This is a genomic window from Rhodovulum iodosum (assembly GCF_041020385.1).
GTDB classification, from domain to species: Bacteria; Pseudomonadota; Alphaproteobacteria; order Rhodobacterales; family Rhodobacteraceae; genus Rhodovulum; species Rhodovulum iodosum.
The window spans coordinates 132,388-147,179 of record NZ_JBEHHI010000001.1 but is presented as its reverse complement, the minus strand read 5'-3'; the positions used below and the strand labels follow the sequence as shown (position 1 = coordinate 147,179).

14 protein-coding genes are annotated in these 14,792 nt (G+C 69.8%); 10 read left to right on the top strand and 4 right to left on the bottom strand.

Annotated elements, in window-relative coordinates; all coding sequences use genetic code 11:
* Nucleotides 1-19 precede the first annotated feature (19 nt).
* Nucleotides 20-844 carry a sulfite exporter TauE/SafE family protein gene (locus tag Ga0609869_RS00680; protein WP_125404059.1) on the top strand — a complete coding sequence of 275 codons (825 nt, stop codon included), beginning with the start codon at nt 20-22 and terminating at the stop codon, nt 842-844.
* A gap of 6 nt (nt 845-850) precedes the next feature.
* Here Ga0609869_RS00680 and Ga0609869_RS00675 read toward each other — a convergent pair whose 3' ends face one another.
* Genes Ga0609869_RS00675 through ccmI form a run of 3 tightly spaced genes read right to left on the bottom strand, consistent with a single transcriptional unit; the run spans nt 851 to nt 2,771 of the window.
* On the bottom strand, nt 851-1,060 hold the full coding sequence (locus tag Ga0609869_RS00675; protein WP_125404058.1) for a DUF1289 domain-containing protein: 210 nt from the start codon (nt 1,058-1,060) through the stop codon (nt 851-853).
* Nucleotides 1,057-1,536, bottom strand: a complete 480-nt coding sequence (gene ruvX, locus Ga0609869_RS00670; protein WP_125404057.1) for a Holliday junction resolvase RuvX — start codon at nt 1,534-1,536, stop codon at nt 1,057-1,059. The genes Ga0609869_RS00675 and ruvX overlap by 4 nt, the downstream gene beginning before the upstream one ends.
* Nucleotides 1,533-2,771 carry a c-type cytochrome biogenesis protein CcmI gene (gene ccmI / locus Ga0609869_RS00665; RefSeq protein ID WP_125404056.1) on the bottom strand — a complete coding sequence of 413 codons (1,239 nt, stop codon included), beginning with the start codon at nt 2,769-2,771 and terminating at the stop codon, nt 1,533-1,535. Before ccmI ends, ruvX begins: the two co-directional genes overlap by 4 nt.
* 213 nt (nt 2,772-2,984) lie before the next feature.
* Between ccmI and Ga0609869_RS00660 the strand changes: the two genes are divergently transcribed.
* The 7 genes from Ga0609869_RS00660 to rarD all read left to right on the top strand — a co-directional run bounded on the left by Ga0609869_RS00660 (nt 2,985) and on the right by rarD (nt 10,746).
* Nucleotides 2,985-4,232 (top strand): sarcosine oxidase subunit beta family protein, encoded by a 1,248-nt coding sequence (locus Ga0609869_RS00660; RefSeq protein WP_125404055.1) that lies wholly within the window; start codon nt 2,985-2,987, stop codon nt 4,230-4,232.
* Nucleotides 4,233-4,482: 250 nt separating this feature from the next.
* Nucleotides 4,483-4,650, top strand: a complete 168-nt coding sequence (locus Ga0609869_RS00655) for a hypothetical protein (protein ID WP_170168780.1) — start codon at nt 4,483-4,485, stop codon at nt 4,648-4,650.
* 57 nt (nt 4,651-4,707) lie between these two features.
* On the top strand, nt 4,708-5,037 hold the full coding sequence (locus Ga0609869_RS00650; RefSeq protein ID WP_125404054.1) for a sarcosine oxidase subunit delta: 330 nt from the start codon (nt 4,708-4,710) through the stop codon (nt 5,035-5,037).
* The gene (locus Ga0609869_RS00645) at nt 5,034-8,042 is read left to right on the top strand and encodes a sarcosine oxidase subunit alpha family protein (RefSeq protein WP_125404053.1); all 3,009 of its coding nucleotides are present in this window, start codon (nt 5,034-5,036) and stop codon (nt 8,040-8,042) included. The genes Ga0609869_RS00650 and Ga0609869_RS00645 overlap by 4 nt, the downstream gene beginning before the upstream one ends.
* Complete coding sequence (locus tag Ga0609869_RS00640) at nt 8,035-8,604, top strand: sarcosine oxidase subunit gamma (RefSeq protein WP_125404052.1); 570 nt, start codon at nt 8,035-8,037, stop codon at nt 8,602-8,604. The genes Ga0609869_RS00645 and Ga0609869_RS00640 overlap by 8 nt, the downstream gene beginning before the upstream one ends.
* Nucleotides 8,605-8,713: 109 nt before the next feature.
* Entirely contained in the window at nt 8,714-9,322 is a 609-nt protein-coding gene (locus Ga0609869_RS00635; RefSeq protein WP_125404051.1) for a superoxide dismutase, read from the top strand.
* Between the two features lie 479 nt (nt 9,323-9,801).
* Entirely contained in the window at nt 9,802-10,746 is a 945-nt protein-coding gene (gene rarD / locus Ga0609869_RS00630) for an EamA family transporter RarD (protein ID WP_125404050.1), read from the top strand.
* Here rarD and Ga0609869_RS00625 read toward each other — a convergent pair.
* Nucleotides 10,683-11,240 carry an LOG family protein gene (locus Ga0609869_RS00625; protein WP_125404049.1) on the bottom strand — a complete coding sequence of 186 codons (558 nt, stop codon included), beginning with the start codon at nt 11,238-11,240 and terminating at the stop codon, nt 10,683-10,685. The genes rarD and Ga0609869_RS00625 overlap by 64 nt on opposite strands.
* Before the next feature lie 221 nt (nt 11,241-11,461).
* Between Ga0609869_RS00625 and Ga0609869_RS00620 the strand changes: the two genes are divergently transcribed.
* Together Ga0609869_RS00620 and Ga0609869_RS00615 are read left to right on the top strand one after the other, a co-directional pair.
* A complete protein-coding gene (locus Ga0609869_RS00620; protein WP_125404048.1) occupies nt 11,462-12,853 on the top strand; it encodes a LysM peptidoglycan-binding domain-containing protein in 1,392 nt (463 codons plus the stop codon).
* A 64-nt stretch (nt 12,854-12,917) separates the two neighbouring features.
* A complete protein-coding gene (locus Ga0609869_RS00615) occupies nt 12,918-14,753 on the top strand; it encodes an ABCB family ABC transporter ATP-binding protein/permease (protein ID WP_125404047.1) in 1,836 nt (611 codons plus the stop codon).
* The last annotated feature ends 39 nt before the right edge of the window (nt 14,754-14,792 follow it).

Here is a 14,792-nt window from a genome sequence, read left to right as displayed (position 1 = left end):
CATCGAAAAGGGGGCGGCGATGCCGGACCTTGCGCAATTCCTGCCCTTTCTGGCGCTCTTGCTGGCCGTCGGGGCGCTCGCGGGCCTTCTGGCCGGCCTTCTCGGCGTGGGCGGCGGGATCATCATCGTCCTGGCGCTGTTCCACGCGTTCTCCGCGCTGGGCTATGACAGCCCCTACCTGATGCAGATCTGCCTGGCGACGTCGCTGGCCACGATCATCTTCACCTCGCTGCGCTCGGTCGCCAGCCACCATGCGAAGGGGGCCGTCGACTGGTCGATCCTGCGCAAATGGGCGCCGGGGATCGCGCTGGGGGCGCTGGTGGGCGTGCTGGCGGCCGCGTCGCTGCGGTCGGTGGTGTTGCAGGGCATCTTCGGCGGGCTCGGGCTGGTCCTGGGGCTCTACCTGGCCTTCGGGCGGCGCGACTGGCGGCTGGGCGCGGCGATGCCCGGCGGGGCGCTGCGTGCCATGATGTCGGCGGTGGTGGGGTTTCTCTCGGTGCTGATGGGCATCGGCGGGGGCGTGATGGGCGTGCCGCTGATGACGCTTTACGGCCTGCCGATCCACCGGGCGGTGGGCACGGCGGCGGGATTCGGTGCGCTGATTGCGGTGCCCTCGGTCGCGGGGTTCCTGATGATCGCCATCCCCGAGGCGATGCGCCCGCCGCTGACCTTCGGCGCGGTCAACCTGCCGGGATTCCTGGTGGTGGTGTCGATGACGATGATCACCGCGCCGCTGGGCGCCAGGCTGGCGCACCGGACAAACCCGGTGCTATTGCGCAAGATCTTCGCCATCTTCGTGGTCGTTGTCGCGGCGAACATGCTGCGAAAGGCGCTGGGGGTCTGAGCGCGCCTAGGGCCTTTGCCCGATCCGGTGTGCGCGCGCGGGCAGCTCGGCCATCACCTCCTGGCGCGCGGCGTCGCTCATTCGCGTCCAGAGGGTGATCTCGTCGATCGTGCGCAGACAGCCGGTGCACAGCCGCGAGGCCCGGTCGACGGTGCAGACCCGGTTGCAGGGGCTGGCGATGCCCGCGGCCGGGCGGGCCGGCGTTTCGTCACTCATGGCGTGGCTCCGATATTGCGCAGGCGGTCGAGCACGCCTTGCAGGATATAGGCGGCGGCCACGTGGTCAATCACTTCGGCGCGGCGGCGCCGCGAGGTGTCGGCCTCCAGCAGCGCGCGCTCGGCGGCCATGGTGGACAGCCGTTCGTCCCAGAAACCGATGGGCAGCTCGGTCAGCCGCGACAGGTTGCGCGCGAACGCGCGGGTCGACTGGCAGCGCGGCCCCTCGCTGCCGTCCATGTTGCGCGGCAGGCCCAGCACGATGCCGCCCGCCGCGCGGTGGCCGGCGATCTCCATCACGCGGGCCGCGTCGAGGGTGAATTTCTTGCGCCGTATGGTTTCCAGCGGAGAGGCCACCGACCACGACGTGTCCGAGACCGCCACGCCGATGGTCTTGTCGCCCAGGTCCAGCCCGATCAGCGCCCGTCCGCGGGGCAGGGCGGTGGCGAGTTCCTCGACCGTGTCGACGACGCTCACTCGGCCACGCCCGCGCGCACGGCCGCCTGCCGCACGGTTTCCAGCGCCTCCGGCTGCCCGGCAAAGACCTGCTGCGCCTCGGCCCAGATCGCGCCGGCCTGGTCGGTGTCGCCAAGCACGCCCAGCGCGTTGAGAAGCTGCGCCCATTCCTGCGGCCTGCCGCCTTGGCTGGCCAGCCGGTCGGAAAGCCGCGCGACCATGCCGCGGATCATCTCTTGCTGCTGTTCCGGCGTCATCTCCTGCGCCGCCTCGACATCCTCGGCGCTGGGGCCGCGCAGGGGCGGCGCGGCGTCCGGCTCGGGCGGCAGGGTGTAGCGCACGCCCGCCATCTGGGCGAGGTTCTCGATCTGCTCGCGGATCGGGCGGTACCACGGGTCGCCGGGGGCGGATTGCTGCAACAGCCCGCGCCAGGTGCGGAAGGCGAGGTCGGGCCGGTCGGTCTGAAGCCGCATCAGCCCCCAGTAATAAAGCGCGGTGCCGTTGGACTGGTCGCGCCCCAGCGCCTGCATCAGCACCGCCTCGGCCTCGGGCGAGACATAGCCGCCGGCGGCCAGCACCATCATGTCGGCTAAAGTGGCGTAGTCCTCGGCGGTGGCGCCGCCGTCTTTCAGCTCGATCGCCCTTTGCTGCGCGGTGTAGGCGGCGTTGAAATTGCCCAGTGCCGCCTCGTTGCGCGCCAGCAGGACCTGCCCGCGCACGTCGTTGGGCCGCTCAGCGACCGCGCTGCGCAGCTTTTCGACCAGCTCTACATGCTCGGGGTCGGGCTCGGACAGGCCGGGCAGTGGCGGGGCCTCGTCCTCGGCCCGGGCTTGCGAGGGTCGGTTTTCGCGCAGCGCGTCGGCGGCGGCGATGCGCTTGGCCATCGGCAGGTCGGGATAGCCCGGCGCGCCGATCCGCGAATAAAGCGCGAAGGCGCCCGCCGTCAGTACCGTCAGCGCCAGCACGCCCGCCACGATGCTGGCCCCCTGCGGTGCCCGGCCCGCGCTCTCTTGTGCCTTGAGCTTTCGGTCGGCCTCCAGCACCCGCCGCGACACCTCGGTGCGGATGCGGCTTGCCTCGTCCTCGGTGATGACGCCGCGGGCGAGGTCGCGTTCGACCTCCTGCAACTGCTCGCGGTAGACCTGCAGATCGTAGGCCGCGGCCGGTGCCGCACCAGCCCGCCCGCGCAACAGCGTGACGACCAGAATGAGCGCGATCATCCCACCCGCCCCGAGGGCGGCCAACCAGAACGTCATGGACAAGTCCTCTTCCCTTATCTGACGCTCATCTATTACGCATGGGGGCCGTCCGAAAGGGGCAATCCGGGTTGCCGGGTCTTGCACCCGGGGCGATGTCGCGTTCTTCTCACGGCATGCCGCTGCCCGTCGCGGTCCCTGGGCGCCGATGGCGCATGTAAGGGCCCGAAGGGCTTGCCGTTCAAGGCTTCACTAGGAGAGTCGCCCGTGGGGATGAGACGTTATTCCGCCTTCGCCGTGGCCCGCGAGGCCGCGCGCTACCACCAGGGTTGGGCGCGTGCGTGGGACTCGCCCGCGCCGAAGGCTCACTACGATGTGATCGTGATCGGCGCCGGTGGGCACGGGCTGGCCACCGCCTATTATCTGGGCAAGACCCACGGGGTGAAGAACGTGGCGGTAATCGAGAAGGGGTGGCTGGGCGGCGGCAACACCGGCCGCAACACCACCATCATCCGCTCGAACTACCTGCAGGACCCCTCCGCCGCGCTCTATGAAAAGGCGCGCAGCCTTTACGAGACGCTCAGCCAGGACCTGAACTACAACATCATGTTCAGCCCCCGTGGCGTGATCATGCTGGCCCAGACCGAGCACGAGGTGCGCGGCTGGAAACGCACTGCGCAGGCCAACGCGTTGCAGGGCATCCCGACCGAGTTCATCGGGCCCAGGCGCGTCAAGGAACTGGTGCCGATCATGAACATCCACGGCCCGCGCTACCCGGTGCTGGGCGGGCTCTGGCAGGCGCGCGGCGGCACCGCCCGGCACGACGCTGTGGCCTGGGGCCTGGCGCGGGCCTGTTCGGCGATGGGGATGGACATCATCCAGAATTGCGAGGTCACGGCGATCCGGTCGGAGGGCGGGCAGGTCAAGGGCATCGAGACCACCAAGGGCGCGATCTCTTGCGGCAAGCTCGCCATAGTGGTGGCGGGACATTCGGGCGTTCTGGCCGAGATGGCCGGGTTCCGCCTGCCGATCGAAAGCGTGGCGTTGCAGGCGCTGGTCAGCGAACCCATCAAGCCCTGCATGGACGTCGTCGTGATGGCCAACACCGTGCACGGCTACATGAGCCAGTCGGACAAGGGCGAGATGGTGATCGGCGGCGGCGCCGACGGGTTCAACAACTACACCCAGCGCGGCAGCTTTCAGCATGTCGAGGAAACCGTGCGCGCGCTGTGCGAGACCTTCCCGATCATCTCGCGGCTGAAAATGCTCCGGCAATGGGGCGGCATCGTCGACATGACCGGCGACCGCTCGCCGATCCTGTCGAAAACGCCGCTGGGCAACTGCTTCATCAATTGCGGCTGGGGCACCGGGGGCTTCAAGGCGATCCCGGGCTCGGGCTGGGCGATGGCGCAACTGGTGGCCAAGGGCGAGCCGGGGCCGCTGGCCGCGGCCTTCGGGCTGGAACGCTTCCGCGAGGGCCGCTTCATCGACGAAAGCGTGGCCGCGGGGGTGGCGCATTGATGCGGCGCGCCACGAGATCCGTAACCGAACGGGCCGCTGCCGTCGGCGCGTGGGCCGGGCGCCGGACGCGGGGGAATTTCGCCGTTGCCGTCGCGCGGGCCGTTTGCGAAACTCTCCGCGGCACAGGGCCTTACGCGATAGCGGCGCCTGTGCCCTATGACGTCGCGCCGCACCCCGTGGCACATCAGGTCGCCTTGACCCGCCCGGCCCATCGCCTAAGTTGGCGCGAGCCTATTCGGGAGAGTTGCACATGTCTGACGAGAACGAGGTTTACCTCCTTCCCAAGAGTTCGCCGATCTGGTTGGGGCTTGCCTTCGGGCTGTTGCTCCCGCTTCTGCTCGGGCTTGCTGCCGGCACGATCTATACCAAGAACACCGGCGGCAACGATGTGGCGGTCTACCCGCTGCCCGCAGACTAAGGGGACGCTCCGCAGCGCCCCCGCCCGTCTGACCCAATTCCAGACAAGGGGGGCGCAATGCTGTCTCTGAGATGCCCGTATTGCGGCGTCGAGGCCGAGGAAACCGAACTCGCCCCCGGGGGCGAGGCCCATCTGGTCCGGCAGGGGCCGGGATCCTCGGATGAGGATTTCGAGACCTACCTCTTCCTCCGCGAGAATCCCAAGGGCGTTCATTTCGAACGCTGGCGCCATGCCCATGGCTGTGGCAAGTGGTTCCACGCCGCGCGCTGCACCGTCACGCTTGAGGTATTCGGCACCTACTCCGCTCAGGTGAGCGCCCCGCCCGAGGACATCCTCGCGGCGATCGACGCGCGCCGGCCCGGCTGGCGCAGGGAGGGCCCGCGATGAGCCTGCGCCTCGAGACCGGCGGCCGCCTGATCGACCGCAGCCAGCCCCGCCGCTTCACCTTCGATGGCTACCCGTTCAAGGGCTATGCCGGCGACACGCTGGCCAGCGCCCTTCTGGCCAACGACAAGATGCTCATGGGACGGTCGTTCAAGTATCACCGCCCGCGCGGCCCCGTGACCTCGGGCGTCGAAGAGCCCAACGCGCTGATGGGCGTGGGGCAGGGCGGCCGGTTCGAGCCGAACCAGCGCGCCACGGTCACCGAACTTTACGAGGGGCTGACCGCGGACAGCCAGAACCACTGGCCCAGCCTGGAACTGGATGTCGGGGCGGTCAACGCGCGGCTCGCCCGGTTCCTGCCGGCGGGGTTTTACTACAAGACCTTCCTCGCCCCGCGCGCCTTTTGGAAACATGTCTACGAGCCTTTCATCCGCCAGTCGGCAGGGCTGGGCCGCGTCCCGGCCGAGCGCGATGCCGACCGCTACGAATATTTCTACGCGTTCGTGGATGTGCTGGTGGTGGGCGGCGGCGTGGCCGGGCTGCAGGCGGCACTGGCCGCCGGGCAGGCGGGGCTCAGGGTGCTGCTTATCGAGCAGATGCCGCATTGGGGCGGGCGCGCGCCGGTCGACGGGGTGAGCCTGGCGGGCAAGCCCGCCGGCGACTGGGTGGCCGAAACCCTTGCCAAGCTGGAGGCGATGGAAAACGTCACGCTGCGCAGCCGCTGCATGGGGGCGGGCGTCTACGACCACGGCTATGTGCTGGCCGACGAGCGGCTTTGTGACCATGCGCCCGGCGCGCCGGGTCCGCGCCACCGGGTCTGGCGTATCCGCGCGCGGCAGGTCGTCACCGCGACCGGCGCGCTGGAGCGTCCGCTCGCCTTTGCAGGCAATGACGTGCCCGGCGTGATGCTGGCCTCGGCGATGCGCGACTACGCGGTCAACTGGGCCGTGGCGTCCGGTGCGCGCACGGTGATCGTGACCAATAACGACGATGCCTACCGCACCGCGCTGGCGCTGGCCGATGCCGGGCTCGCGGTGCCCGCCATCCTCGATGCGCGGGCCGAGGCCGACGGCCCGCTGCCCCGCGCCGCGCGCGACCGCGGGCTCAGGGTCGAGACCGGCACCGGCGTTGCCAGGGTCAAGGGCGGCAAGCGCGTCACGGGCGTGGCCATTTGCGCCCAGAACGGCAAGGGCCAGGTGCTGGAGACCATCGCCTGCGACGCGGTGGCGATGTCGGGCGGCTGGTCGCCCGTTGTGCATCTGTGGTCCCATTGCGGGGGCAAGCTGAACTGGGACGCGGGACAGGCGATGTTCCGCCCCGACCCGGCCCGCGCGCCCATCGGGGCCGACGGCATCCCCATCGTCCGGGCCGCCGGCGCGGCCAATGGCGCGCTGGCCGCCGGGCCGTGCATGGAAGACGCCGCCGCGGCGGGCAAGGCGGCGGCAATGGCGCTGGGCGCCGAGGCCGAGATCGCGCCCGCCCCGGCCGAGGCCCCCGTCGAGTCGGCCCTGCTGCCGGTCTGGATGATGCCCGCCGGCGCAGGCCCCGAACTGCGCATGAAGATGTGGCTCGACTACCAGAACGACGTGAAGGTGTCGGACATCCAGCTCGCCGCCCGCGAGGGCTATGAAAGCGTCGAGCACGCCAAGCGCTACACCACGCTCGGCATGGCGACGGATCAGGGCAAGCTCAGCAATATCAATGGATTGGCTATTCTGGCCGATGCGCTGGGCGCGGATATTCCGGCGGTGGGTACCACCACCTTCCGCCCGCCCTACAGCCCGGTGCCGCTGGGCGCGCTGGCCGGCGAGGCGCAGGGCGATCTTTTTCAGCCGCTGCGCCGCACGCCGATCCAGGACTGGCACGAAGACAACGACGCCCGGTTCGAGCCCGTGGGCCATTGGCGCCGCCCCTATTGCTACCCGGCCAAGGGGGAGGGCATCGCCCGCGCGGTGCGCCGCGAGGTGACGAACACACGGCAGAATGTCGGCCTGCTCGACGCCTCGACGCTGGGCAAGATCCTCGTCTCGGGGCCTGACGCGCCCGAATTCCTCGACCGCATCTACACCAACATGATGTCGACCCTGAAACAGGGCCGCTGCCGCTATGGGCTGATGTGCAGCGAGAACGGCTTTCTCATGGACGACGGCGTGGTTGTGCGCCTCGATGAGCAGACCTTCCTTTGCCACACCACTTCGGGCGGGGCCGAGCATGTGCACCAGCACATGGAGGAATGGCTCCAGACCGAATGGTGGGACCTCAAGGCCTACACCGCCAACGTGACCGAGCACTACGCCCAGGTCGCCGTGGTCGGCCCCAAGGCGCGGCAATTGCTCGACCGTCTGGGCGGCATGGACCTTGCCAAGGAGGCACTGCCTTTCATGGGCTGGGCCGAGGGCGAAGTTGCCGGCATCCCGGCGCGGGTCTACCGCATTTCCTTTTCGGGCGAGCTCAGTTTCGAGGTGGCGGTGCCGGCAAACCGGGGCCGGCAGTTCTGGGATGCCTGTCTTGAAGCCGGGGCCGATCTGGGCGTTGCGCCCTACGGCACCGAGGCGCTGCATGTCATGCGGGCCGAGAAGGGCTTTATCATGATCGGCGACGAGACCGACGGCACCGTGATCCCGCAGGATCTCGGGCTCGACTGGGCGGTGTCGAAGAAAAAACCCGATTTCATCGGCAAGCGCGCGCAGGAGCGCAGCCACATGACCGACCCCGAGCGGTGGAAGCTGGTGGGGCTGGAAACGCTGGACGGCTCGGTCCTGCCCGATGGGGCCTATGCGCTGGACAAGGGGGTGAACGCCAATCGCCAGCGCAACACCCAAGGGCGCGTGACCTCGACCTATTTCTCGCCCACGCTGGGGCGGGGCATCGCCATGGGGCTGGTCCGCCATGGCCCCGACCGGTTGGGCGAGGTGATCGAATTCGGCGATGTGGGCGGCAAGGCCATCGCGGCCCGCATCGTCAGCCCGGTCTTCTACGACCCGGATGGGGAGAAGCAGAATGTCTGAGCCGCAAACGCCCCTCGGGCCCGCCCGGTTCGACGGCATCGCCCGTATCGAGGCGCTGCCCGCGCGCGGCATGATCACGCTGCGCGGCGATCTCGGGCAGAGCCCCCTGCGCGGGGCCGTGCACCGGGCATTGGGCGTCGAGCCCGGCGGCCCCGGCACCATTGTCGAGGCCGGGGGCGGCGGCGCGGTGGCCTGGATGGCGCCCGACGAGGTGCTGCTTTTCCTGCCCGGCGCCGAGGCCGCGCCGGTGCTGGCCGAAATGCGCGATGTGCTGGCCGATGCGCCGCACCTCCTGGCCGATGTATCGGACGCGCGTGCGCTTTTCCGCGTGTCGGGGCCCGGCGCGCGCGATGTGCTGGCCAAGCTCGCCCCGGTCGATTTCGCCCCCGATGTATTCCCGACCGGCAGCTTCCGCCGCACCCGGCTGGCCCAGGTGCCCGCCGCCATCTGGCTGGGCGGCGACGGGGCCTTCGGCGTCATGTGCTTCCGCTCGGTCGCGCGCTACGCGTTCGATCTGCTCGGCACCGCCGCCGCGCCCGGGGGCGAAGTGGGCTATTACTGACCGCCGCAGGCCGCGAGGGAACAACCCGCCCGCTGAAGGGTTGACCCATGAGACGTTTAGACACACGTATGCCGCATGCATACGCCGCAACAACAGAGGGGCACGAGATATGGCTTTTGAACTTCCCGATCTTCCCTACGCTCACGATGCGCTCGCCGACAACGGCATGTCGAAAGAGACGCTCGAATATCACCACGACCTGCACCACAAGGCCTATGTCGACAACGGCAACAAGCTGATCTCGGGCTCCGAGTGGGAGGGCAAGCCGGTCGAAGAGATCATCAAGGGTACCTATCAGGCTGGCGCGGTCGCCCAGAATGGCATCTTCAACAACGCCTCCCAGCACTGGAACCACTGCCAGTTCTGGGAAATGATGGGCCCCGGCAAGGGGGCGATGCCGTCCGAGCTGGAATCCCGCATCGCCGACGCCTTCGGCTCGGTCGACAAGTTCAAGGAAGATTTCGCCGCCGCGGGCGCGGGCCAGTTCGGCTCGGGCTGGTGCTGGCTGGTGGTCGACACCGACGGCACGCTGAAGGTGACCAAGACCGAGAACGGGGTGAACCCGCTCTGCTTCGGCCAGACCGCGCTTCTGGGCTGCGACGTGTGGGAGCATTCCTACTACATCGACTTCCGCAACAAGCGCCCGGCCTACCTGACCAACTTCCTCGACAACCTGGTCAACTGGGAAAACGTGGCCGAGCGCCTGTCCAAGGCCTGATCGCCCCGACCCTGACTGCGCAAGAGACGGCCGCCCGGCAGGGGCGGCCGTTTCGGTTTCGGCGGTCTCGATCTGCCTGTGGCGCCGGCCTTTCACGATCAGCGCGTAAAGCTCGGCCACGGGCAACACACCATTGGCCTTTTGCAGCCCGGTCCGGTCCGGCGCGCCCTGGTCCAGGAATTGCTCTGCGTGAAAGCCGCATGACTTGCCCTTGGGCCGATGGCGTTGCGCGCAACCGGTCGACCGCGCGCGCTCGGCGATGCGCATGCCCTGCGTCACGGCCAGTGCCGGCATCGCGGCGAGGGCCGCGCCCGCCGGAGTGTTCCTTAGGCTCCCTGCCAGTTCGACCCCTGGCAAGGACCGGGAACGGGCGAGGTTTACGCGACGACCTGGGCCAGGCCATGGCACATACCCGCCACGCCCCCGTGGCGCAGCCCTCGCGGATGGGGTAAGCCCGAGCGTCGGTGGCGGAGCGGGCGATGGACGAGGCGAAAAAAGGCGTTCTGGCGATGGTTGCGGCCTGCTGCATCTGGGGGCTGTCGTCGCTCTATTACAAGCTTCTGTCCCATGTGCCGCCGCTGGAGGTGCTCAGCCACCGCACGCTTTGGTCGCTGGTCTTTTTCTCGGCGGTCCTGCTGGTGCAGGGCCGGCTGGGGCTGGTGGGCGCGCTGTTTTCCCGGCCGCGGGCGCTGGGGCTGGTGGCGATGGCCGCGCTCTTCATCTCGACCAACTGGTTCTTTTTCATCTACTCGATCCAGATCGGCCGCGCCGTCGAGGCGAGCCTGGGGTATTACATCTTTCCGCTGGTGGCGGTGATGCTGGGCTTCGTCTTTCTGGGCGAGCGGCATTCGGCGGCGAAATGGGTGGCCGTGGTGCTGGCCGCGCTGGCCGTGGCCGGGCTGACATGGGGGCTGGGGGCGGCGCCCTGGGTGTCGCTGGTGCTGGCCGCCACCTTCGGGCTTTACGGGCTGATCAAGCGGGGCGTGGACGCCGGGCCGGTGGTGTCGGTCACCACCGAGGTGCTGCTCCTGGCGCCGCTCGCGCTGATCTGGCTCTGGGGTGTCCATGTGCAGGGCTGGACGGGGCTGACGGGCCGCAGTCTCGGCGCGTTCGGGGCCGATTGGGGCGACAGCCTGCTGCTGATGGCGTCGGGCCCGCTGACGGCGACGCCGCTGATCCTGTTCTCCTTTGCCTCCAAGCGGGTCAGCTTTGCCACGGTGGGGCTGGTGCAATACCTCAACCCGACGCTGCAATTCCTGGTGGCGACGCTGGCCTTTCGAGAGCCGTTCACGCCGTGGCACGCGATGGCCTTCGGGCTGATCTGGACGGCGCTGCTGCTCTATTCGGGCGAAAGCCTGCGTCAGGACAGGGCGGCGCGCAGGGCCTCGGTCAGCTCGGTCACCGAGGCGACGACCCGGACGTAATCGCGCAACGAGGGTTCGGCAAAGCCCTCGGCGATGAAATGGTCGATCAGCGCGGTCAGCGGCTGCCAGAAGCCGGCGGTATCGAGCAGGATGATGGGCTTTTCGTGCAGGCCCAGCTGGCGCCAGGTCAGCACCTCGAAAAATTCGTCCAGCGACCCGCCGCCGCCGGGCAGCACCACGATCGCGTCGGAATTCATGAACATGACCTTCTTGCGCTCGTGCATGTTCTCGGTGACGATGAAGGTCGACAGGTCCCGCTTGCCCACCTCGCGGTCGAAAAGGTGCACCGGGATCACCCCGAATGTCGTGCCGCCGGCGGCCTGCGCGCTGCGCGCGATACGCCCCATCAGCCCGACGTCGCCGGCCCCGTAGACCAGCCGCCAGCCCTCGGCCGCCAGCGCCCTTCCGGCCTCTTCGGCGGCGGCGGCGTAGCCGGGGTTGCGGCCATCGCGGGAGCCGCAGAAAACGCAGACGGATCGGGTAGGGGCGGGCATGGGACTCGGAGCCGTGGAATATGGACCCCTGATAGCGGGGTTGCTATGGTCTCGCAAGCGCGCCTGAAAGGCTTTGGCGCGCCGGGGGTTGGACCATGCAAAAGGACCGCGCGATAGGAGGGCGCCGCGCCGCAATCGCAATCGCGCTGCTGTTGTTCGCGGCGGGGGCCGTCGCATTGGCGGTCTGGCGCGGCGGCTTGATGCCGGGCGCTGAGCGGCCAATGGACACGTCCGCGCCGCAGACCGCCATGGGGCCCGGCCCCGAGACCGAGGGTGCGGCGCCGCCCGAGGCCGGCCCGGCCGGCCGCGACACCGCCGCGCAGACGCCCGCCCCCCGTACCGCCCCGCAAATGCCGCTGCCCGAGGTCGCGCCGGTCGCGACCCCGCCCGATCCGGCCGCCGACCCCGAGCCCGCGCCGCCGGGCTTTGACGTGGTCCGCGTGGCCGCCGACGGCAACGCGCTGGTCGCAGGCCGGGCCGCGCCCGGCTCGACCGTCACCGTGCTGGTGGCCACGCACGAGGTGGCGCGCGCCCAGACCGACCGGACTGGCCGCTTCGTCGCGCTGTTCGACCTTGCCCCCAGCGCCGAGCCGCGCGTGGTCGAGCTGGAGATGCAGCTTGCGGACGGGCGTCGCGTGCGGTCGTCCTCGCGCGTGATCCTGGCGCCGGCGGCCCCGGCGGCGACCGTCGCCACTGCCGGCGCCGACACGCCCGATGCCGCAGGCCCGGCGCCCGCTGCGGTTGCGCCGCCGGCAGGCCCCGAGGCCGACAGGCTCGCCGCCGCCGCCCCGCAGGAGACAGGCCCGGCGCCCGCGCCCGGCATGGCCCCCGACCCCGAGAGCGCGGGCCCGCCCGCCCAATCCCCCGCACCGGACGCCGCGCCCGACACCGCCGCCGCCCCCGCCCCCGGACCCGTGCCGCCCGCAACGCCGCCCGCGACCGCCCCCGGCGCCACGCCGCCTGCCCCGGGCGGCCCCGGCACAGCGCCGCAAACCGCCGGGGTCCCCGCGCCGGTGCCCGACCCCGTGCCTGAAGAGGCCACGCCCGCGGCGCCCGCGCGCGCGCCGGCGGTGCTGCTGGCCGAGGGCGGCGCGGTGCGCCTGTTGCAGCCCGCCAGCCCCGCAGACGCCCCCGATGCCCCGCCGGGCCTGATGATCGACGCGATTTCCTACGGGGCGGCGGGCGACCTGACCGTCTCGGGCCGGGGCGTCAAGGGCGAGACCGTGCGCCTGTACCTCGACAATACCCGCCTGGCCGAACGCACGGTCGGCGCGAACGGGCGCTGGCGGGTCAGCCTCTCGGGGGTCGCGCCCGGCCGCTACCGGCTGCGGGCCGACCAGGTCGGGGCCGGGGGCGAGGTGACCGCCCGCTTCGAGACGCCGTTCCAGCGCGAGGCGCCCGACGCGCTGGCCCGCGCGGCAGAGGCCCAGGGCGACGAGGATGTCTCGCTCATCACCGTCCAGCCGGGCAACACGCTTTGGGGCATTTCGCGCGGGCGTTATGGCGAGGGCATTCTCTACGTGCGCATTTTCGAGGCGAACCGCGACCAGATCCGCGACCCCGACCTGATCTATCCGGGGCAGGTCTTCGAACTGCCCGAAGCGGCCGATTAGGCCGCTGGCCTTTCCCGGCCCCGCGCCATAGTCTGGCGGGCGCCCGTCCGCCAGGAGCCCGTCGATGTCGCCTAGCCAGATTTCCCCCGATTTCGCCAAGTTGGACCGCCAGAAGGGCTGGCGGACGATCCGCCGGGTCGGGCCCTATCTGTGGCCCGAGGGGCAGGCCTGGGCCAAGCGGCGCGTCGTGCTGGCGCTGACGGCGCTGATCCTGGCCAAGCTGGTGTCGGTGGGCACGCCGTTTCTCTACAAGGCGGCGGTGGACATGCTGACCGGCGAGGGCGGCAGCGACGCGATGATGCTGGCCGTGGGCGCGGTCGGGCTGACCGTGGCCTATGGCATGGCCCGGCTGATGAACGTGGGCTTTCAGCAATTGCGCGACGCGCTTTTCGCCCGGGTCGCCCAGCGGGCGTTGCGCCGGCTGGCGCTGGAGACCTTCACCCATATCCACGCGCTGTCCTTGCGCTACCACATCACCCGCAAGACCGGGGGCCTCAGCCGGATCATCGAGCGCGGCGTGAAGGGGGTCGAGTTCCTGCTGCGCTTCATGCTGTTCAGCGTGGGGCCGCTGGTGCTGGAGCTCACCATGGTCGCGGTGATCTTCTTCGTCGTGTTCGACGTCTGGTACCTGGCGATCGTGGTTCTGACCATCGCGCTCTACGTCCAGTTCACCTTCAAGGTGACCGAGTGGCGGGTGCAGATCCGGCGCAAGATGAACGAGCAGGATACCGACGCCAACCAGAAGGCCATCGACAGCCTGCTGAACTTCGAGACGGTGAAGTATTTCGGCGCCGAGGCGCGCGAGGCCGAGCGTTACGACAGCGCTATGGCCGGCTACGAAGAGGCGGCGATCAAGACCTCGCTGTCGCTGGCCTTCCTCAATTTCGGCCAGTCCTTCCTGATCACCTCGGGGCTGGTGGGGGTGATGGTGCTGGCCGCCATGGGGGTGCAGGCGGGGCAGCTGACCGTGGGCGATTTCGTCATGGTCAACGCCTACATGATCCAGATCACCATGCCGCTGAACTTTCTGGGCACGGTCTACCGCGAAATCCGGCAAAGTCTGGTCGATATGGCCGAAATGTTCGATTTGTTAGAGCAACCGGCAGAAGTGACCGATAAACCCGGCGCGGATGTTCTGAAAGTGCAAGGCGGCGCGGTGGAGCTCCGCGACGTGCATTTCGGCTACGACCCGGAACGGCCGATCCTCAAGGGCGTGTCGCTGAGCGTGCCGCCGGGGCGCAAGGTGGCCATCGTGGGGCCCTCGGGGGCCGGCAAGTCGACCATCGGGCGGCTGTTGTTCCGGTTCTACGACGTGACCGGCGGGGCGCTGATGATCGACGGGCAGGACCTGCGCGACGTCACGCAGGACAGCCTGCACGCGCATATCGGCGTGGTGCCCCAGGACACGGTGCTGTTCAACGACACGATCTATTACAACATCGCCTATGGCCGCCCCGAGGCGCCCCGGTCCGAGATCGAGGCCGCGGCGAAGGCGGCCAAGATCCACGATTTCATCGAGTCCCTGCCCAATGGCTACGAGACGACGGTGGGCGAGCGGGGGCTCAAGCTGTCGGGCGGCGAGAAGCAGCGGGTGGGGATCGCCCGGACGCTGCTCAAGAACCCGCCGATCCTGCTGCTGGACGAGGCCACCTCGGCGCTGGACAGCGAGACCGAGGCGGGCATTCAGGCGCAACTCAAGGCGATGGGCGAGGGGCGCACGGTGATCGCCATCGCGCACCGGCTGTCGACCATCGTCGACGCCGACGAGATCGTGGTGCTGGAGGCGGGCCAGGTGGTCGAACGCGGCACCCACGAGGGGCTGGTGGCGCGCGGCGGGCGCTATGCCGCGATGTGGCAGCGCCAGCAGGCCGGCGAAGACAGCGACGAGGAAGCCGCCTGAGCCCTCGCCAGGGCCTCGGGCCGCGATGCCACGACCCTA